Raw genomic sequence first — 18,702 nt, 5'->3', positions numbered from 1 at the left:
TAGGTAACAGGCAACGGGTTACAGGTAACAGGTAATAGCTTTCTCACTGTTGCCTGTTACCTATTGCCTAATACCTACATTATTTGAGGTGAAAAATGAAAAGCAAAGGACTCTTCGGTAAGAAGTATCTTGACATACAACTCCGCGAGAGCGAGATAGGCCCGCTTGACGAGGATCACGTGCTGGTGAAGGTCAAGGCATGCGGCGTGTGTGGGACCGATATCAACTTCGTCCGTGACTGGGCAGATGACCACATGCCGCTGGGCCATGAAATATCGGCAGAGGTAGTCGAGGTCGGAAAGAACGTAAAGTCGGTCAAACCAGGCGACTGCGTAATAGTGGAAGACTGCTCCATGTGCGGGGTCTGCGAGGACTGCAAGAGCGGCAACCCGCAGTTTTGCCGCAATATGTATGATATGGAAGGTCAGCCCGGCATGGGCGAGTATATGTCCGTCCGGTTCAACAGTCTGAACAAGTATGACGGTCTTGATCATGTGTCGGCATCTCTGACCGAGCCGCTGGCCGTATCGCTCACGGCAGTGCTCAATGCGGATATCCCGCTCGGCGGCAAAGTGGCTGTGCTTGGAAACGGTCCTCTGGGTCTGATGGCTGCAAGGCTTGCCAAACTCAAGGGAGCCAGTTTTGTTGCTATAACCGGCCTGGTCGCCGACAATGCCCGTGAGAGCGCCCGCTTTGATCTGGCAAAGAAGTTCGGCGTAGATATGGCGATAGAAGTAGGCAAGCAGAGTGTGGAGGATGAGATTCTATCCAGGTTCCCCAAGGGTATGGACAGGGTGATCGTCACATCACCCCCGCAGAGCATGCTGGATGCATTTAAGATAATCCGGTTCGGCGGCCTGATAACGTTCCTGGGTCTGCACTTCGGTGGAAAGAACAAGATTGAGGTTGACGTAAACGACCTTATCTTCCGAAAGATAAGACTCATCCCGACATTTGCAGAGCCGGCCATCAACTTCCCGATTTCAAACCGTTTGCTGCGCGATGGCCTGGTGGACGCAAAAGACCTTGTCACCACCACATTCGGTTTTGATGACGCGAAGGCTGTTATGACCTCTGTTGTTGACGGAAGCGGGCCGATCATTAAGGCAGTTATGGTTCCGTAAATAGTTGACATGCTGTGTCCGGTTAGTTACAATGCAATTGGTGAGGTTGTTGAACTAACCGGATGCTTGATATGTCCTTATCACGCAAACAATTCAGATTCAAGACTATTCTATGGCTGCTGCTGCCTTATGTGATTTTATGCATAGGCGGCCCGCTTATGCACACTTGTTCGCGTGATCGCGAACAAGTGTGCGTTAGACTCACCACTGCAAGTGTAAATCCCGCTCATTACTCATCCGGTCATACTGCTTCGAGTCATAACAGTCCTTGTGCTGTTTGCTCACTCGCAAGAACCAGCATATATGAACCTATTTCACCGGCGGATTATGTGCCCACCGATGAAATAGTGTCATCGTTTGTAGCAAAACCATCCCCGCTGCATAATGCAGCAATACCAATAAAATCTTCTCGTGATCCTCCAATAAGCTGACTTCCCTTAAATTCAACACATATAAACGACTTCCAGCACTTCGCGGGCAGGCCATATCCTGCGTTCGCGTGGTGTGTTGGTTGTGCACAATTTGGGAGGTATAGCAATGAGAACCACATTAGCAGTGCTCGTGTGCGTGCTTTTGTGTGCCTGCAGCGTAATGGCGCAGGATTCAGATGACGCACAGAATATACAAGATGAACAGGAAACTCAGGAAACCATAACCGTTCCTAAGTCCGATTTGGACTTGCTCAATGAAAAGATAGAGCAGTTGCAGCTACAGATCAATGAGATCAAAGCGGGCCGGCAGTCCGATTCAACTCTTCAGACTGAGCCTGCGACATATCAACCCGGCAGCCAGACTAATGAAGGCGGCAGGCATCTTGCCCTGCCTGATATCAGCCTGATAGTTCAGTCTAAAGGTAAGTTCACTGATGATAAGAATGACCCGGACAAACAAAAAATCCTACTTTCAGAAGCCGAACTGGGCATACAGGGTTATGTGTATCCCAATGTGAAAGCAGACGCGTTCTTTGCAGCAAGCCCTGCTGAAGATGAGCCATTTGGCGTTGAAGAGGCCTATCTGACATATCTAGGTGTTAGCAAGGGCCTCAACTTCAACGTTGGCAAGAAACACGTAGCCTTTGGGCGCACTAATTTACTTCACAACCATTCATGGCTGTATACGCGCCAACCGACAGTAATCAGCAACTTTGTCGCGCCTGAAAGCCTTACCGGACAGGGAATAGGCGCAAGTTATGTAATCCCGACAAATTGTAATTTCTTTGCTCAGCTCGATCTGGGCACATGGGCTAACGGTGAAAGCGGGGAGCAGTCCGATCTTCCTGACATCATAATGGGCCCTGGCGCCAATATGACCGACAGGTTCAACACAGCCAGGCTCTGGACAAGTTACCCGACAAGTGAAAACAGTGAACTGGAGTTTGGCGGTTCATGGGCAGGCGGAAAATCGGCTGAAGACCAGGATCACCCTGAAACCGATTATGTTCACCTAAAGGGAATGGACCTCAGCTATAGACATTTTGGCGAGGGTTCCAACCGAACACTGCTGCGCAGTGAGTATTTCTGGCGCAGTGGAACTACCGATTCCAACGACGCAACTGCGCAAGGATACTACCTCTTCGGCAACTACCGCTGGAACAAATATGGCAGCATCGGCTTGCTCTATGACTGGAATGAGTTCCCGCAGGCGGTGGATTTACATGAATCTTCCATGTCCCTGATACTAACGAAACAGTTCTCGGAGCAGTATTATGTCCGTCTTCAGGCGATCCACGGAGCGAGACCGGACTGTGGTTCTTACAACGAGTGCTGGCTGCAATGGGTCTGGGGTGTCGGCCCGCATACTCACAACTTGGAGTAATGGCCGTCATCGTTATGCCCAATACTGACTCAGACACGAAAGGAAATAATAATGAAAGCATTAATGCGTATAGCTATAATATTAGCGCTCCTTTGCGGAGCATCATCCGCGTTTGCCGCGATAGATATCGTAGCATCTACACCCGAACTTGCCGACATAGCAAAACAGGTAGGCGGCAATAAAGTCCATGTCTATTCGATTGCCAAAGCAAACCAGGATTATCATATGATCGAGCCTAGGCCGTCCGATGTATCTAAGATTGCGCGTGCCGATATGGTCGTGCGCGTTGGGCTTGACCTGGATATGTGGTTTGATGCGCTTTCCAACGCAGCAAGTAATCCCAAAGTAAGACGCGGTGCTCGCGGCTATGTAGACGCGTCGGAGAGAATAAAAAAACTCGAGGTCCCCAAAGGACAGATAACAGGAGCATCAGGCGACATTCATGTCTATGGAAACCCGCACTATTTCTATGATCCGGAAAATGCCAAGATCATAGCTGATAACATTCTAGAAGGTCTGGATAGAGTATCGCCTGACAACAAGTCATATTTCAAAGATAACTGTAAGGAGTTTTCTGAGAAGATAGACCACAAAATGGATCAATGGAAGAAAGAACTCGCTCCATATAAGGGTGAAAGAGTTGTCACCTATCATCAAAGCGCAATCTATTTCCTGCGCAGGTTCGGCCTGAAGTCTTTCGGCACTCTGGAGGTCAAGCCAGGGATTCCGCCGTCCGCTTCTCATATATCGAGCTTGATAAAGCGGATGAAAGATCATCATATTAAGGCTGTGGCAATTGAATCCATTTACCCGAAGCGTTTTCCTGATCTCATAGAAAGACAAACGGGGGCAAAATATCAGGTGGTTCCTTATTCTGTAGGCTCAATGGGCACTAAGAGCTATATCGATATGATTGACATGTGGGTCGACAAATACAAACAGGCCCTACGCTAATTCAGATATCTGTCGCATCTCAGTGTTCCGGGCTTAACCCTGGCCACTGAGATGCTTCCACGCCTCAAGAAAGAAGTTTTTATGCTTAAAGCTACAGACAATAAAGAAATTCAATTACATATAAATGAAATGCTCTCCTTCGACCATGCTGATCTAGGTTACGGCAACAATAAAGTTTTGTGCGATCTCAATTTCGTGCTCAATGAAGGAGACTTTCTGGGTATAGTGGGGCCTAACGGCACCGGCAAGACGACTATGCTCAAAGCGATGCTTGGAATATTAAAGCCTTTAGCCGGACATGTCCACAGAAATTCAGAGACTCGATTTGGGTACGTCCCACAAAGACAGTTTATAGACGAGGTCTTTCCGCTTACCGTTATGGATATAGCTCTCATGGGCAGATATCCGCTGCTTGGAGCTATCAGACGACCTTCAAGACGAGATAGAGACTATGCACTGGAGTGCCTTTCTCATGTTGGGATCGCAGACCTTGCGCAAAAGGCGTATCGAGAACTCAGCGGCGGCCAGAAGCAGCGGGCGCTTATTGCTCGCGCCCTCGCAGCCGAACCGAAAGTAATGATCCTTGATGAGCCGACTAACGACATGGACATCGGCAGCGAGCACGCGATAATGGAGCTTTTAAGCGATCTTCACGAGTCCGATAATATCACAATAGTAATGGTCAGCCACCTGCTTAACGTCATCATCAACTACGTCGAGAAAATCGCCCTTATAGATGGAGGGTTACGGATGATCGGCAATATAGACGAAGTCCTGTCATCAAAAAACCTCTCGGATATATACGAGGTCGGGGTAGAAGTCGGCGCTTTCGGTGGACAGAGGGTGATAGTCACAGGAGGCAGAGATGCTTAGCGCTTTTCACGATTCATTTCTTCAAACAGCATTGGTTGCCAGCCTGATAGTAGGGGCGGTGTGCGCATATCTCGGCGTATACGTAGTGCTGCGGCGGATAGTTTTTGTCGGAGCAGCTCTCGCTCAAGTATCGAGTGCGGGCGTCGGTCTGGCGCTGTGCACGGGCAGCAATCCGTCTATCGTATCTCTGGTTCTTACGCTGGGTGGAGTGGCGGCGTTTTCAATAAAGTCGAGAGACCGACGGACAACACAGGAAAGCCTGATTGGAATCGGCTATGCGCTGGCGTCGGCGCTGGCCGTGCTCTTTGTCGCCAAAAGTGCCCAGGGCGAAGGCCGGATGCTGGATGTGCTCTCAGGCAATATACTGACCGTAACACCCGGCCAGATATGGCTTATGGCTGGAGCAGGCATGGCGGCTATAGCCGTGCATTCGCTGCTTTGCAAGCAGTTTCTGTTCTCTATGTTCGACCCGGAGACTGCTCGCGCTTGCGGAATCAAATCCGGATGGTGGGACCTGCTCTTCTTCCTGATACTGGGGGTTATAATCTCTCTGGCTATTCGGCTTGCCGGAACGCTGCTGGTGTTTGCATTCCTGGTGATTCCTGCGGTTACGGGACTGCTGCTAAGCCAGCGCCTGGGTAGGATTTATGCCATCGCAATCGGATCATCAGCCATAGCGACAGTATGCGGGTTGTATGCTTCCTTTAAGATGGACTTGCCGTCAGGCCCGGCGATAGTCGCCTGCATGTTCCTCCTGCTGATCACAGGATGGGTGATATCCAAACTAAGGCACTAAGTAAAATACGGCCTTGAACTTGCATTTAGGAATGCGCTTTGAACATACCGGTTCCAGATCAATACGTGCAATTTACTTAGCGTAAATTGCTTAGATCAGTTTTTGTGAGGTTCTTGCAAAATCTTCCAGCGCACAAAAGTAACGGGAACATTGAACCATGCGCGCTTGGATTTTGCAGGAGCCTTGTTTATAACAACTTTCTTATTATCCGGGTCCGCTTCGATCCATCTGCCATGACCTAGATAGACAAGGACATGGACCCCATCCCCCACAACAGCCATATCCCCCGATTCCAGCTTAGAAGTATCATACCCTGCAAGTCTGGCTGCTCTGCCTATTTTCTTCGTATAACCGTAATCACCATTAAGTATTGCATTGACGCTCAAATCACGCCACCAGAACTCCCAGAAATTCTTGCCGATAAGCTCCGGATTAAACTCGCGTCCTCCTTCTACCAACATAGCCTGCCATAGTGCGCTGCGCGCAAGCCCTGCACAATCGATCCCGCTGGTTGTCTCACCACCCCGGACGTAGCGTGTGCCTTCGAATTTCATCAGACGTTTGACATAAGTCGCTCGAAACAAAGGCACATTAGGCGGCCTGTCAGCAAGAACCATCCAGACCACAAACAATGCAATGAAGAAAAGTCCTGGATAGAGGGCGCGCGGATGTAAGCCGGATTGTTTAATGAGATATATCAATCCGGTAAACATGCCAAAAAGCAGTGTTCCAATCAGCAATATCCTCACACCCGGCGTCATTATAGCCAGCCTGACGGTTATTGCTGTGGCTGCCAGCAAGCCGGCAAAAATCCATGCGCAAAGCCTTCGAAACGGCATCTCAGATCCTGCTTCCTTACTTAATTGCTTGTCAGTCATCATTCAGTTTACGACTCACCGATGCCTATCGTTCCGTGCTCTGAGAAAGATTAAAGCCTTGCAATCATGTATAACGAGCTGAACACATCGGATATTACTTTAGTCACCGTGCCGGCTCTCTCCCATTTCTTTGCGATATCGATCAGGCCTGAGTTAGGAACAACAATGATGTCGCCTGCGCCCACATATTTGACGTCGCCTTTCGGCAGCGCATCTCCGTTAGACTTAACGACGACCACATTGGCCCGCGCGGCATCCTGAGCGTAACCGCCCGATCTTTTTATGTAGTAATCGACACTTTGACCCGGCACCGCAGCGGATGGATGCGGGTGCAGCACTGCTCCTATCACGGTAACTATAGTAGTAATTTTCGGAATGTATATCCTGTCACCATCGCGCAGCGGCAAATTATTGGGAGAGTTTGGATCTTTGAGTGCGTTTGCAAGATTAATAGAAATTCGCGTGCTCGTAACATTAAGGAGCTTTGGTTTTACTTCATCTTCCTTGGAACCGGCATTGTTCTCATCCATTGGCGCGCCCATCGCACTGAGTTGGTCCGGTTCTTTTTCTTTCGCCATCGTGCGCATAATGTCTTCGGCTTTTTGTTTACTCGCTTCGTCCGCCGCCATTTCGGTCTGCGTATTGCCGGTTTCCAACTTCGGATTTCCCTGAACATCCACCGGCCTGGTCAACACATCGGCATTTTTGTTGTCGGAGAGCATAAAGTCTTCAGGTAGTTTTACACCCATTTGTGCCAATTGTGTGAGGAACTGCTTGTCTGCAAAGAGCTGTGCTTTCTCCAGGATCACATCCGAATCTCGGTTCTGATGCGCATTCTCGAAAGTATCTTTATCTCTTAGAAACAAAAGACCGCTCATATCGGCATATTGTGTCAGTCCGCCCGCTCTCTTAATCACGTCGGTCAGCTTTTCATCCGGGCTGGTCAGTACATAAGGTCCGGGTTTTGCCACTTCTCCATCTATATAAACCACATTAGGTTCGCGCAGATACGGATTGTTGGAGGGGACAGTCACAACATCGAGGTCGCTCAATAGTATATTCGTCTGGCTTTCCGGCTTCAAGTCAGCAGCTTTTATTTTATTTACCACACTGCAGCCGAGCTGAGAACAATGTGCAACTTCTACAGTATCCGCCGCTTCAGGCATCAGGCCTCCGGCAAGAAAAATCAGGTCGCTGACTCGCATGTTCTCGGACCTTGTGTATGTTCCCGGCTTTTGTACGGCCCCTTCGATACGCACATTATGGTTTTGCCACTGGACCTCATCATGAGTGTAGACAGTCAATTTGTCACGATCCTGCAATTCCACATTTGCTTCAGGAACGCCGCTTAATGCCTCCTGCAGGTCTACTCTAATCAGACTCGTCGTATTGTCGGGCTTAATGCGTATCAGGTTTGCGCGCTGCAAGTAGGCTTGAGGCAGCACGCCGCCTCCCGCCGCGATAGCGTCGCTCACTCTCATCCCGCCGGTCCTTTTGTAGGTTCCCGGCCGAGCCACACAACCTTCTAGAGTAACAAGCCTGGGTTGGAACGCTACTTGATCGGGAGAATAAACAAACACGCGATCCAGCTTGTGCAATTCTATGTTGTTGCTCACATCACCATTTAGAGCTTTGTCCAGGTTGAAAGATATTATCTGGGTGCCCTTCAGCGGTTCAATGCGCAAAATATCGGCTCTCGGGCCATATATCTCTTTATCTTTTGCCAAGCCCTGCGACATCTTTATCAGTTCGCTGACGCGCATACCATCTTTGTAACCGTACATCCCCGGTGCGCCCACCAGCCCGTTTATTTCGACCTGATTGGTGGGATCCTGCCTGACTGTCGAAACGATGACCTGGTCGCCCGGCTGAAGTGCAAACGACGTTTTTCCATCAATATTTTCGCTGAGCAGCACCCTGTATTCGCCGTTCTCGACTCGCTCTACCTGGACGCTTTTAAGATACCCGCCAGGTTTAGTGCCTCCAGCCATCTTGATTGCCTGTCCCAGGGTCATCGGGAAATCCGGTTCGTAGCGGCCAGGGCGTACTACCTCGCCGCTGATCACAATTGTCGGACCTACCGGATATACAAATATAGAGTCCCCATCTTTGAGGATGACATCCTTGTCTTTATTGCCTTTCAGGACGAAATCATACAGGTCGATATTTTTTGCAGGATGGCCGCTCCTCAGAAGCGATATATGGCGCATGGATCCTGTCTTTTGGGGACCGCCTGCCTGATAAAGGGCATTTGTCACCGTAGCCAAACCGTTAAGCACATATGTGCCAGGTCTTACCGCGTCTCCGGTTACCTGTACCTGAACCGCAGACATGGCTTGGACCGTAACATCTACAGTCAACTGGCGGAATTTTGACGATATCCTTCCCGCCAGCACTTTCCGCAGGCTTGACGCGGTTCGTCCGGCGGCTGCCACCCGTCCGGCTCCGGGAAGCATGATGTCTCCGACATTATCCACCTGGCGTGAATACTCATCCTGAGCCCCCAGACTGCTGTGGACAACAATAAGAAGGGTATCTCCCTTTCGAATAATATAATTGTCAGGCACCTGCCTGTTGTCCGGCGAGCCGACAGGTGGTGCGCTCTGGAAGAAATCCATTCCGAAAACATTCCACTCGCTGTTCCAACGCCGGTTGAGTATCTCCATAGACAGGTCGCACTCGAACATCTTGTCCTGAAGCTGCTCACGCTGCAGTTTGGTAAGAGGGGAAAGCTTTGTAATGTCTATCCCATTAAGCTCATCCTCAGCTGCCTTAAGGTCCCTGGCCAAACGATCCATATTTACCTGCATCGGTCGGGATGTTTGTCTGCGCAGATCGTCAATGCGAGTATTAACGTCTTCAAGCACACCCTTTATATCCGCCATTTTCTGCTGGACAAGAACTTCGGATTCCTGCAGTTCCTCGGCCTTTGTTTGCTCAGCAACAGCGCCCTCTACGGGCGTGGATCCCTGTTTTTGGGTCCTGAAATTAGTGTTAGTACCGTTGTTTGTTCCAGTTTGAGTTTGAACCGTGGGCTTAGCTGTTGTAGTATTTGTCGTATCAGCAACCGAGGCACTCGTGACGAGAATTAGAAAAACGGTAATCATTGAAAAGATATTAATGTGCTTCATGTATTTAACTCACAAACTTAGCAGCGTCCTGCATTGGATTGAATAGCATTGGGTGGAGCGAGTTACCCTGGGTAGATTATATGAGCGGGGCAGTTAGGTGTCAAGCTTCTATGCTAAGCGCTCCGTAGCCGACCACCTGGTCCGTTTCGCCGGTGACGTCACCGGAACTGTAGTAGGCCAGTTTGCGTGCGCCGGTCGCGCCAAGCGCATTGCAGGCATGGAGCATCACGGCTGCCGGCAAGACACCGCACATTGTTATCGACCGTTCATACACAGTCTCTATGAGTCCTTCGGGGTCTAGGTTCATTACATACTCTAATGCCAGAGTATCTTTTGCTCGAGCGCTTTCGCGTGAATCATAGTGTGTGAGGTCGGAGCTTGCAATTATAACAGCACTCTTTCCCCTGACCGATTGAGCTATCGCATCTCCAAGGTCCTTCGTCAAAAGCAGAGCGTCTGATTTGTTCATGTATGCAATCGCAATCGGAACGATGCGGATTTCCTTATGACCACGGCTTATATACTGCAAAAAAGGAAGCTGCACTTCAATGGAGTGTTCACGGACATGAGCCGAATCATCTGCTTTCGCAAACTCGGCAAGACGTACGATCTCATTGGCGATTTCCAGGTCAACATGCATTGATCCGAAAGGGGTGATCCATTCGTCCTGAGTCCCGACAGCCACCGCGGCGCCCAAGCCATGATGATTGGGCCCTAGAATAACGGCTGTATCCGGCAGGCCGTCTTTCGCAAGCTCGGAGTATGCATGCGCGGCTGCCTGGCCTGAATAAATATATCCGGCATGCGGGCAGACAAGCCCAAGCACATTACCGACTCTTTTTTTCGCTGCTTCGGGGATTTTGCCGGGACCGAGCCTGCTCGCAAAGCACTTTTCGATGCTCTGAATCAAGTCCTGTTCATCGGCTTCATAAAACATGCCTGCCACAGCGGGTTTGCGTGCCATTTCGGCGCCTCCAGAGGTTATAGATCAGTCATCCGTTCCGGATTTGGCGAAAGCCTTTTGCCACCAGCTTTTCTTACATGACTCGCCGGATTCAGCATAATCCTCAGTGATCTTATTTAGTGGGTCTTTGTCTGAAACTGCGCTTTCCACAACAGGCTTTGCTGCGATCACATCCGCCTCATGCTCATCGACTATTTCAGCTTCCACACGCGGAGGCTCGCTGTGTGCTTCTCGTGTCCAGAACGATTCCTTGCGGCCAAAAGCCTGCTCAGACTCTTTTCTTATTTCTTCAGCACTAAACTTTGTCGGGTCCGGAGAGTCCAGCCCAAGCACCTCAGCGTCCTGAATGCCTGTTTTCTTAAAGAGTTCATTGACCTTTGCCACACGTTCGGACCACTCAGCTTTCTTTGGTTCCGGCAATGCCTTGGCGATCTCATTGAACTCCATAGACGTTAAGGCCATGGCCTCTTGAGTCCGATTGAGCATTATGTTGGTGCGGTTGAGCATCACATTGAGTTCACGCTGGCGTTCGAGCAGTTCCATGACGAGCTCGCTGGAGTTATTCTCGCGCGACTTCGCGTCCTCATACTGCATTTCAAGCAGTTTGCTCTTTTCCTTCAGCCCTTCAAGGCGTCGCAGAGCGCGGTTCAACTTGTCTTTAAGAATCTGCGCTTCATCTTTTGGTTTATTCTCGTTCAAGTCGCCGGCCTCCAGTCAGACTATTTTATATTGAGTATATTATATTTTATATTTTGGTTGCACGATACTATATATTAATGGCAGGCCAACCTTTTTAAGATTACGTTGTGACCGGAGTTATTGTTCCGCTTATCAGCCTGCTTGAAACCTGCCTTGACCTTGTGCGTGTGATGTGTCAAAATTAGTCGTCAAACCTTGGGAAAAGAGATGCTTGATTATGAATGAGACAAACAGACCAGATACCGAACCTGCGGGTGCGGACCGGGGCGAATCTACAGACTTCATTCGCGAGGCCATCAAAGAAGACCTGCGCGAAGGTCGATTCGACCATGTTCACACGCGGTTTCCTCCCGAACCAAACGCCTACCTACATATAGGCCATGCCAAGGCCATATGGATAGACTATGGCATTGCCCAGGAGTTCGGCGGCCAATTCAACCTGCGCTTCGACGACACTAACCCCGCCAAGGAAGAGCAGGAGTTTGTCGATGCAATTATAGAAGACGTCCGCTGGCTTGGAGCCGATTGGGACGATCGGCTATTCTTCGGCTCAGACTATTTTGAGCAGATGTATGAGTGGGCTATCGATCTTATAAAAAAAGGTAAGGCATACGTTTGTGACCTCTCTGCCGAGGAGGTCATAGATATGCGCGGTGCGCCGACCGAGCCGGGCAAAGAAAGCCCTTACCGAAACCGCAGCGTTGAAGAGAATTTGGATTTGTTCCAAAGAATGCGCGCGGGTGAGTTTCCCGATGGGGCAAAAACTCTGCGCGCCAAGATAGACATGACTTCGCCGAACCTGAACCTGCGTGACCCTATCATGTATCGCATACGCCATGCCGAGCATCATCGCCAGGGTGACAAGTGGTGTATCTACCCGATGTATGACTGGGCTCACGGCTTGGAGGACTCCATCGAAGGAGTGACACATTCGCTGTGTTCACTGGAATATGAGATCCATAGACCGTTGTATGACTGGTTTTTAGATCAGCTTGGGATATACCACCCGCGTCAGATCGAGTTTGCGCGGCTTAATCTCACCCATACAGTGATGAGTAAGCGGCGGTTTATCGAGCTTGTAAATGGCGGTTACGTCAGCGGATTTGATGATCCTCGACTTCCAACACTGGCCGGTCTGCGTAGAAGAGGTTATACACCCGAAGCGATTCATGAATTTTGCCGCAGGATCGGAGTAGCAAAAACAGACAGCGTCGTGGATGTTGCCGTGTTGGAAGACTGTGCTCGCGATGACCTCAATAAGCGCTCGCAGCGGGTTATGGCTGTTATGGACCCGCTGAAGGTTATCATTACAAACTATCCTGAGGGTCAAGCCGAAGAGCTGGATGTTATCAATAACCCTGAAGACCCGAGCGCCGGGACGCGTAAAGTGCCTTTTGCGCGGGAGCTTTATATCGAGCGTGAAGATTTCCGTGAGGTCCCTCCGCCTAAATTTTTCCGCATGGCTCCGGGCCGCGAGGTACGGCTGCGCAACGCCTACTTTATTAAGTGCAATGATGTAATAAAAGACGCAAACGGTGAGATAACAGAACTGCACTGCACGTACGATCCAGCGACACGCGGCGGCGATGCTCCTGACGGCCGCAAAGTAAAGGCCACTCTGCATTGGGTTGCTGCTAACCAGGCTATACCGGCGGAAGTCCGTCTCTACGATCACCTCTTCAGCAAGCCCGACCCGGACGATGTTGAGGAAGGCAGAGACTGGTTTTCCAACCTGAACCCGAACTCGCTTAATGTAGCCGCGTGCTACATAGAGCCGAGTGTGGTCGGAGCAAAACCTGGAACACGCTACCAATTCGAGAGGCAGGGTTATTTCTGTGTAGATATCGACTCTACTGACCGGAAGCTCGTCTTTAATCGAACAGTTACCTTACGCGATTCGTGGGCAAAAATTGCAAAAGCTATGAAGCGTTCGGCAGGCTAATCTGCTCATTTGATGCAACAGAGTCAAAAACAACAGCCCTCAATCAAAACGAGTGAGGGCTGTTACTACACATACAAAAAATGGCGGAGAGGCCGGGATTCGAACCCGGGGCGGAGGTTTCCCCCCGCAATCACTTAGCAGGCGATCGCTTTCGACCACTCAGCCACCTCTCCATCTTTAATATTCTACCACAATGAATTTGAGTTATCAAGATTTTAAATAGTTTGGTTTTGTCGCGACTTTTCCAGCTCTGAATGCAGCATTAATATCGGAGGATGATAATGGAGGGCGATATTTATCTTCATTGCTACCTTTCAAACTCGCGCATCCAGTAATCCAGCACTCTCTTGCGACTAAAGCCCTTGAGATTCATCGCAGAAACCATTTCATCGGTCAGGTCATGCTCTCTGACGGCTCCGATAAGCTCTGACTCTAAAATCTCTATCCCCATTTCATGCGCCTGCTGCTTGATGAACGAGTAGACACCCCACATGCTCACAAGATGCGGTTGTGTGATATTCATGGAGACCTGAGCAATGTCTCGCGACTTCAGGTATACACCTATCGCCTTCACACCCGGCATTGCCTCGCCCGAGTTCCTAAGCTGCCTGATTTTTGCGGCTATTGCATTTGCGGCGGAGATATCGTTGCTCTTGAGATTTACATTATATGCAATCAGCGGACCTCGCGCGCCGACTACTGTCGCTCCGGCCGTCGGATGGACGTGACTTGGGCCTGCGTCCGGTTCACGTCCGTTTGTAAGCCCTCGCTCTTTCAGAGTCTCAAATCCGCCCTTGCGCACATCTGCAAGGTTCACGCACTCACTGCGCAATGCGCACTGCTCATAAAAATATACAGGAACTTGCAGTGTGTCCGCTATGTCACGGCCAATAGCATGGCCGAGGTCAATAGCCTCGTCCATCGTCATCTCGTCCAGAGGCACCACCGGTACAACATCCATCGCGCCTATCCGCGGGTGACCGCCGGTATGTTTGTTCAAATCAATCAGATCGACCGCGACTCGCGCGCCTGCGAGAACCGACCTGTGGATATCTTCCGGCCTGCCTATAAAAGTGACGACCGAGCGGTTGTGATCGGCATCCATGGAGTAATCGACAATATTTACCCCGGAAGCCGAGTCTATCGCCTCGACTATCTTTGTAACGACCTCAGCCCTGCGGCCTTCACTGAAATTAGGAACACACTGGACAAGCTTTGACACAATACACGCCTCCAAAGATTAATTCGATCTACTGCCGCCTCTCACCTCTCGCTTCTCGCTTCTCAATTTGATATACTATTAGTGAAAATTGGAGCAAGGAAATTGAAACTGTTAACTATCTGCAAGGGAAAAATACACAGAGCCACCGTCACGCAATGTGATGTAGATTATGTCGGCAGTATAACTGTTGATCAGGACCTGTTGGACGCGGCTGATATAGTCGACGGCGAGCTTGTTCACATCTGGAATATCAACAATGGTGAAAGGCTGGAGACATACGCCATACCTGCCGAGAGAGGCAGTGGAGTGATCTGCCTCAATGGAGCCGCCGCCAGAAGATGCAGTGTCGGCGACAAAGTCATCATTGCCGCATTCTGTTTGACTGATGAACCGGTGCAGCGCAAGGTTGTGCTGGTTGATGAGCACAATAAGATTGTAAGCAGGATATAGCCCTATGCTTAAATTTCTTCTCTATGCGCTGCGCTGGCAGCTCTCAACCCCGATCCTCTACCCCATAGTGCGCATATTCGGTACGGGGTTCTGGTCCGTCGCCCTGGCCAACTTGATCGGGGCGAGCATATTCTTTTGGGTTGACCGGTTTATCTTCAGCGCCAAAGTCCAGGAATGGGAGTTTATGCAACTGGGCAGGTGCCATGACTGCGGTAAATACACTGCCGTAAAGAGGCTGCGGTTCGACCCGCGCGGCTATGATAGGCGCGACGACCCTGATCCCGAGTTCAGATGCTCCGAGTGCAGCAAAAAGAAACTCAAGCAGCTTGGTATTGGCTAAAATTTTTCAATAACTGACCTTTACCTCCAGGTAGGATACCTGGAGGTATAAACAGAAGCAATTTACAGCACAACTGAGCGCTCATGAGTACGGGCTCTTAGCTCTCCACTCTTCGCTCTCAGCTGTTTTTTAGGGAGCTAATCATGCCCGACCCCATAAGACTTCCCGATATTTTCAACCAGAGAGTCGTAGTATTTGACGGAGCTATGGGTTCGCTCCTTGTTGAGCGCGGTGTCAGCCACAAACACCCCTTTGAAGAACTCAATCTATCCTCGCCATATCTCATCTGCCAGGCGCATGCAGACTACATCAAGGCGGGCGCGGACGTGATAGAGACCAACACATTCGGCGCAAACCGGTTCAAACTCTCTCATCATGGCCTTGAAGGTAAAGTCTACGACATAAATCTCGCGGGAGCCAGACTTGCAAGAGACGTAGCGGGTTCAAAGGTCTTGGTCGCCGGTTCGATTGGCCCGCTCGGTGTGAGCCTGCCCCCTATCGGGTCGGTAAATATCGAGGACGTGCAAGACAGCATTAAGGGCCAGGTGAGAGGGCTTGTCGACGGCGGAGTAGACCTGCTCATATTCGAGACCCTTACCGATCTCGACCAGGCATGCATAATGCTCGAAGCGGCAATAGAAAACTGCGACCTGCCGGTCATAGTACAGTTCGCGATAGGGACCGACCTGACTACAGAACGCGGCGATAGCCTGGACGACATCGTCTCAAGGCTGTCGGACTACCCCGTGAGCGCTATCGGAGTCAACTGCTGCGTTGGCCCAGAGCAGACAATTCGAGCTGTGGAGGCTCTGCATGAGATCAGCGGCCTTCCGATATCGGCTCAACCGAACTCCGGCTACCCCACAAATATCGAGGGCCGGACTCTGTTTATCTCAGGCGCAGGATATTTTGCCGACAGAGGCGCTGAGATAGTCCGGGCGGGCGCATCTATTGTGGGAGGCTGCTGCGGCACTTCCCCGGCGCATATAGAAGCCCTTTCGGCAAAGGTCAAGACGCTTGCCAGACCCGCTCCGGCAAAGGTTAGAGACGCAAGAAAAAGAGAGAGTGTCGCCATCAGCAAGGCGAGTGAAAGATCTCCACTGCTGCGCAGGATGAACGGCAACTTTGTCACGGTCGAGGTCACACCTCCAAAAAATGCCGATTACCATACACTTATAGACAAACTCAGGCCGCTGGTGGCAGCGGGGATATCTGCGATAGACGTCACGGACAACCCTATGGCTCGCATGCATATGAGCGCAGTTGCATTTGCCCACCTTGTGCGTCAAGAATTAGGGGTTGCTACAATCCTTCATCTTACCTGCCGTGACCTTAATCTGCTGGGGATGCATTCAATACTGCTGGGCGCCTCGGCGCTGGGTATCGACGGCATCCTTGCCCTGACTGGAGACCCGGCCAGCGCGGGAGACTATCCTGCCGCAACCTCTGTCTTTGATGTCACATCCGACGGCCTGGTCAAGATAATAAACTCACTCAACCACGGCCTGGATTACACAGGCAGAGAAATAGGCGGGCCGACCAGCTTTGCGATTGGCACTGCCCTGAATCCTGCTGCAGAAGATATCGACAAGGAGATCGCCCGGCTTGCCAAGAAGCGGGAGGCAGGGGCTAACTTTCTGATGACCCAGCCCGTCTTTGATCTCGAACCTCTGAGACAGGTCGTAAAGAGAATTCCCGGCGATTGGAATATTCCGATACTTGTCGGGGTGCTGCCCCTGCGCAGCTCGCGGCATGCCGAGTTCCTTCATAATGAGGTGCCGGGGATAAATATACCCGCCGACATCCGCAAGGCTCTCGCTTCAGCCGACCCCGAGGCCGCAAAAGCAGAGGGCATCAAGATAGCGCGCCAAATATATCTTTCAGCGAAGCAGGAGTTTGGCGGAGTATACTTTATGCCGCCGTTCGACAACTTTGAGGTGGTGCGGCAGGTTATTGCCGGGGGCGGGTAAGTCCGACAATAGCTTACCACTCCAGGTAGGGATACCTGGAGGGACAAAAGTGTATAAAATAGAGGCCGTCTCAAGTTAACACTGAGGCAGCCCCGTGATTAAAAGCTCTAATAAGTCGGCATGGAGACCTTTTCTAAAGTCTCTGCGACCATCTCATCTTCTTCCAGGTCTATCGCCAGGTCGGCCAGAGTTACAATTCCCACCAGTTTTCCTTTGTCTACTATTGGGAGCCTGCGGATCTGATTATCCTGCATGAGAGCGCATGCGTCTTCCACGCTCATGTTCTGGCTGCCGAAGATGGGGTCTTTACTCATGATCTCGTTTACATACGTATTGGCGGGATCAAAGCCTTTGGAAATTGCACGGACGGTGATATCGCGGTCGGTTATGATTCCAACCAGGTTGTCCTGAGAGACCACGGGGCAGGAACCCACGTCCATACTCTGCATCTTCTGGGCAACCTGCATAAGGGTCTCGTTAGGGCCGCACGTGACCACATTGGTCGTCATTATCTCTTTGACATTCATTATCATCCCCCCTGTAAAGTGGTTCAAGAACACTTTTTTCCATAGGGAATGAAACCGAAACAATATCAAGCCCGCCTGATTCGATAGGTATCCACCATTTTAACGGGATGATAAGATTTCTTTGCCTTGCGCAGGCCGGTAATTCCCAGATCCTGCTCTCGATTTATGTATTTGAATCCAGATGCTTCATGGATTGCAAACTCGTTGTTGATGATCTGGTAAATGCCGTCCATCCCCGAACCGGCTTTCTCCACGTGGATAACAAGAGTTTCAGGATTGAGCGCCTCTCCAAGAGAAAAAGCCGCAATGCTGCCGTCTACCTTAACCGCGCCGCCTATAATACCTAGCTCCTCGAAGTTTGCGAGCATCTCATAGACTGCCGTATGTTCATTCTGCAGGCCTTCGCTGCTCCGGCAGTCACGCTGCTCACACCAGTAATCGGCGAACTCCATGGCCTCTCCGGGGCTGACATGCGGCATGCGTATATATTCATACTCGTATTGAGACTTGAAACGAGTAATCCAGTTGCGCTTGCCGTCATATTTCCTGCCGTTTAGCTCGATCAGGTCTGAGGCGAGGTACACATAATCACTGTTGTCGCGATCTTTTTCTATTATGTAGTCTGAAGCACTGATCCGGTGCGCTACATTCGCATGGATGCACTTAAACTCGATATCGTTCTTGGAGAGTCGAAACACATCATCTATTGCTTTTGCAACATGCCCCATGCCCAAAGGCTCCAGGCATAAAACTTTATCCTTGACCCTTTGAGTAAGTATTAGAAAATCACCAATGCGCGATAATCTAGTGTTATACGGCTCGCGCCATGCGAATATATTGGTGAAAGTATAAGCCGATATTTCCAGCGGTTTTTCTGCGAATACAACATCAAAGATCGGCTTGTCTTCCAGGGTTATTTCTCTTGAATCGGGATACTCCGGTATGTCCATTTACTGCACCTCTTGGGATACTTGTGTTCGGCAAAGTATACCCTCATTCGGCGACAAAGGTCAAGCA

The 18,702-nt window shown here is 50.4% G+C and carries 16 protein-coding genes and 1 tRNA gene; 9 read left to right on the top strand and 8 right to left on the bottom strand.

Going from position 1 to position 18,702, the window contains the following annotated elements:
- Positions 1–95 precede the first annotated feature (95 nt).
- From ABFD83_00910 to ABFD83_00890, 5 genes are all read left to right on the top strand, one after another.
- Positions 96–1,124 carry an alcohol dehydrogenase catalytic domain-containing protein gene (locus ABFD83_00910; protein ID MEN6355622.1) on the top strand — a complete coding sequence of 343 codons (1,029 nt, stop codon included), beginning with the start codon at positions 96–98 and terminating at the stop codon, positions 1,122–1,124.
- A gap of 537 nt (positions 1,125–1,661) precedes the next feature.
- Complete coding sequence (locus ABFD83_00905) at positions 1,662–2,939, top strand: hypothetical protein (GenBank protein ID MEN6355621.1); 1,278 nt, start codon at positions 1,662–1,664, stop codon at positions 2,937–2,939.
- 51 nt (positions 2,940–2,990) lie between these two features.
- Positions 2,991–3,893, top strand: coding sequence for a metal ABC transporter substrate-binding protein (locus ABFD83_00900; GenBank protein MEN6355620.1), 903 nt, complete (start codon positions 2,991–2,993; stop codon positions 3,891–3,893).
- A gap of 81 nt (positions 3,894–3,974) precedes the next feature.
- Positions 3,975–4,766, top strand: a complete 792-nt coding sequence (locus tag ABFD83_00895; protein MEN6355619.1) for a metal ABC transporter ATP-binding protein — start codon at positions 3,975–3,977, stop codon at positions 4,764–4,766.
- Positions 4,759–5,562 (top strand): metal ABC transporter permease, encoded by an 804-nt coding sequence (locus ABFD83_00890; protein MEN6355618.1) that lies wholly within the window; start codon positions 4,759–4,761, stop codon positions 5,560–5,562. Before ABFD83_00895 ends, ABFD83_00890 begins: the two co-directional genes overlap by 8 nt.
- Before the next feature lie 95 nt (positions 5,563–5,657).
- Here the strand turns inward: ABFD83_00890 and ABFD83_00885 are convergent, their stop codons facing one another.
- The 4 genes from ABFD83_00885 to ABFD83_00870 all read right to left on the bottom strand — a co-directional run bounded on the left by ABFD83_00885 (position 5,658) and on the right by ABFD83_00870 (position 11,234).
- Positions 5,658–6,401 (bottom strand): NlpC/P60 family protein, encoded by a 744-nt coding sequence (locus ABFD83_00885; GenBank protein ID MEN6355617.1) that lies wholly within the window; start codon positions 6,399–6,401, stop codon positions 5,658–5,660.
- An 89-nt stretch (positions 6,402–6,490) separates the two neighbouring features.
- The gene (locus ABFD83_00880; protein MEN6355616.1) at positions 6,491–9,571 is read right to left on the bottom strand and encodes an SLBB domain-containing protein; all 3,081 of its coding nucleotides are present in this window, start codon (positions 9,569–9,571) and stop codon (positions 6,491–6,493) included.
- A gap of 100 nt (positions 9,572–9,671) precedes the next feature.
- Complete coding sequence (gene amrB / locus ABFD83_00875) at positions 9,672–10,535, bottom strand: AmmeMemoRadiSam system protein B (protein ID MEN6355615.1); 864 nt, start codon at positions 10,533–10,535, stop codon at positions 9,672–9,674.
- A 24-nt stretch (positions 10,536–10,559) separates the two neighbouring features.
- Positions 10,560–11,234, bottom strand: coding sequence for a hypothetical protein (locus ABFD83_00870; protein MEN6355614.1), 675 nt, complete (start codon positions 11,232–11,234; stop codon positions 10,560–10,562).
- 217 nt (positions 11,235–11,451) lie between these two features.
- Here ABFD83_00870 and ABFD83_00865 point away from each other — a divergent pair, with 217 nt between their 5' ends.
- On the top strand, positions 11,452–13,176 hold the full coding sequence (locus ABFD83_00865) for a glutamine--tRNA ligase/YqeY domain fusion protein (protein ID MEN6355613.1): 1,725 nt from the start codon (positions 11,452–11,454) through the stop codon (positions 13,174–13,176).
- A gap of 81 nt (positions 13,177–13,257) precedes the next feature.
- On the opposite strand, the gene ABFD83_00860 is transcribed toward ABFD83_00865, so the two are convergent.
- Positions 13,258–13,349, bottom strand: a tRNA-Ser gene (locus ABFD83_00860).
- 134 nt (positions 13,350–13,483) lie between these two features.
- Positions 13,484–14,398, bottom strand: coding sequence for a glutamate formimidoyltransferase (gene ftcD / locus ABFD83_00855; protein MEN6355612.1), 915 nt, complete (start codon positions 14,396–14,398; stop codon positions 13,484–13,486).
- A gap of 108 nt (positions 14,399–14,506) precedes the next feature.
- Between ftcD and panD the strand changes: the two genes are divergently transcribed.
- From panD to ABFD83_00840, 3 genes are all read left to right on the top strand, one after another.
- Positions 14,507–14,848: an aspartate 1-decarboxylase gene (panD, locus tag ABFD83_00850; protein ID MEN6355611.1), complete on the top strand. Its 342-nt coding sequence runs from the start codon at positions 14,507–14,509 to the stop codon at positions 14,846–14,848.
- A gap of 4 nt (positions 14,849–14,852) precedes the next feature.
- A complete protein-coding gene (locus ABFD83_00845; GenBank protein MEN6355610.1) occupies positions 14,853–15,188 on the top strand; it encodes a hypothetical protein in 336 nt (111 codons plus the stop codon).
- A 143-nt stretch (positions 15,189–15,331) separates the two neighbouring features.
- Entirely contained in the window at positions 15,332–17,158 is a 1,827-nt protein-coding gene (locus ABFD83_00840; protein ID MEN6355609.1) for a bifunctional homocysteine S-methyltransferase/methylenetetrahydrofolate reductase, read from the top strand.
- Positions 17,159–17,265: 107 nt separating this feature from the next.
- Here ABFD83_00840 and ABFD83_00835 read toward each other — a convergent pair whose 3' ends face one another.
- On the bottom strand, positions 17,266–17,685 hold the full coding sequence (locus ABFD83_00835; GenBank protein MEN6355608.1) for a CBS domain-containing protein: 420 nt from the start codon (positions 17,683–17,685) through the stop codon (positions 17,266–17,268).
- Positions 17,686–17,750: 65 nt separating this feature from the next.
- Positions 17,751–18,635: a phosphatidylglycerol lysyltransferase domain-containing protein gene (locus ABFD83_00830; protein ID MEN6355607.1), complete on the bottom strand. Its 885-nt coding sequence runs from the start codon at positions 18,633–18,635 to the stop codon at positions 17,751–17,753.
- Positions 18,636–18,702: the final 67 nt, after the last annotated feature.

It is taken from the genome of Armatimonadota bacterium, assembly GCA_039679645.1.
Taxonomy (GTDB): domain Bacteria; phylum Armatimonadota; class UBA5829; order UBA5829; family UBA5829; genus UBA5829.
This window is presented reverse-complemented; position numbering and strand designations above follow the sequence as displayed.

What these genes read in the sequence shown, in the direction of transcription:
- ABFD83_00910 (MEN6355622.1), top strand. Translation starts at nt 96, where the DNA reads ATGAAAAGCAAAGGACTCTTCGGTAAGAAGTATCTTGACATACAACTC.
- ABFD83_00905 (MEN6355621.1), top strand. Translation starts at nt 1,662, where the DNA reads ATGAGAACCACATTAGCAGTGCTCGTGTGCGTGCTTTTGTGTGCCTGC.
- ABFD83_00900 (MEN6355620.1), top strand. Translation starts at nt 2,991, where the DNA reads ATGAAAGCATTAATGCGTATAGCTATAATATTAGCGCTCCTTTGCGGA.
- ABFD83_00895 (MEN6355619.1), top strand. Translation starts at nt 3,975, where the DNA reads ATGCTTAAAGCTACAGACAATAAAGAAATTCAATTACATATAAATGAA.
- ABFD83_00890 (MEN6355618.1), top strand. Translation starts at nt 4,759, where the DNA reads ATGCTTAGCGCTTTTCACGATTCATTTCTTCAAACAGCATTGGTTGCC.
- ABFD83_00885 (MEN6355617.1), bottom strand. Translation starts at nt 6,401, where the DNA reads ATGCCGTTTCGAAGGCTTTGCGCATGGATTTTTGCCGGCTTGCTGGCA.
- ABFD83_00880 (MEN6355616.1), bottom strand. Translation starts at nt 9,571, where the DNA reads ATGAAGCACATTAATATCTTTTCAATGATTACCGTTTTTCTAATTCTC.
- amrB (MEN6355615.1), bottom strand. Translation starts at nt 10,535, where the DNA reads ATGGCACGCAAACCCGCTGTGGCAGGCATGTTTTATGAAGCCGATGAA.
- ABFD83_00865 (MEN6355613.1), top strand. Translation starts at nt 11,452, where the DNA reads ATGAATGAGACAAACAGACCAGATACCGAACCTGCGGGTGCGGACCGG.
- ABFD83_00845 (MEN6355610.1), top strand. Translation starts at nt 14,853, where the DNA reads ATGCTTAAATTTCTTCTCTATGCGCTGCGCTGGCAGCTCTCAACCCCG.
- ABFD83_00840 (MEN6355609.1), top strand. Translation starts at nt 15,332, where the DNA reads ATGCCCGACCCCATAAGACTTCCCGATATTTTCAACCAGAGAGTCGTA.
- ABFD83_00835 (MEN6355608.1), bottom strand. Translation starts at nt 17,685, where the DNA reads ATGAATGTCAAAGAGATAATGACGACCAATGTGGTCACGTGCGGCCCT.
- ABFD83_00830 (MEN6355607.1), bottom strand. Translation starts at nt 18,635, where the DNA reads ATGGACATACCGGAGTATCCCGATTCAAGAGAAATAACCCTGGAAGAC.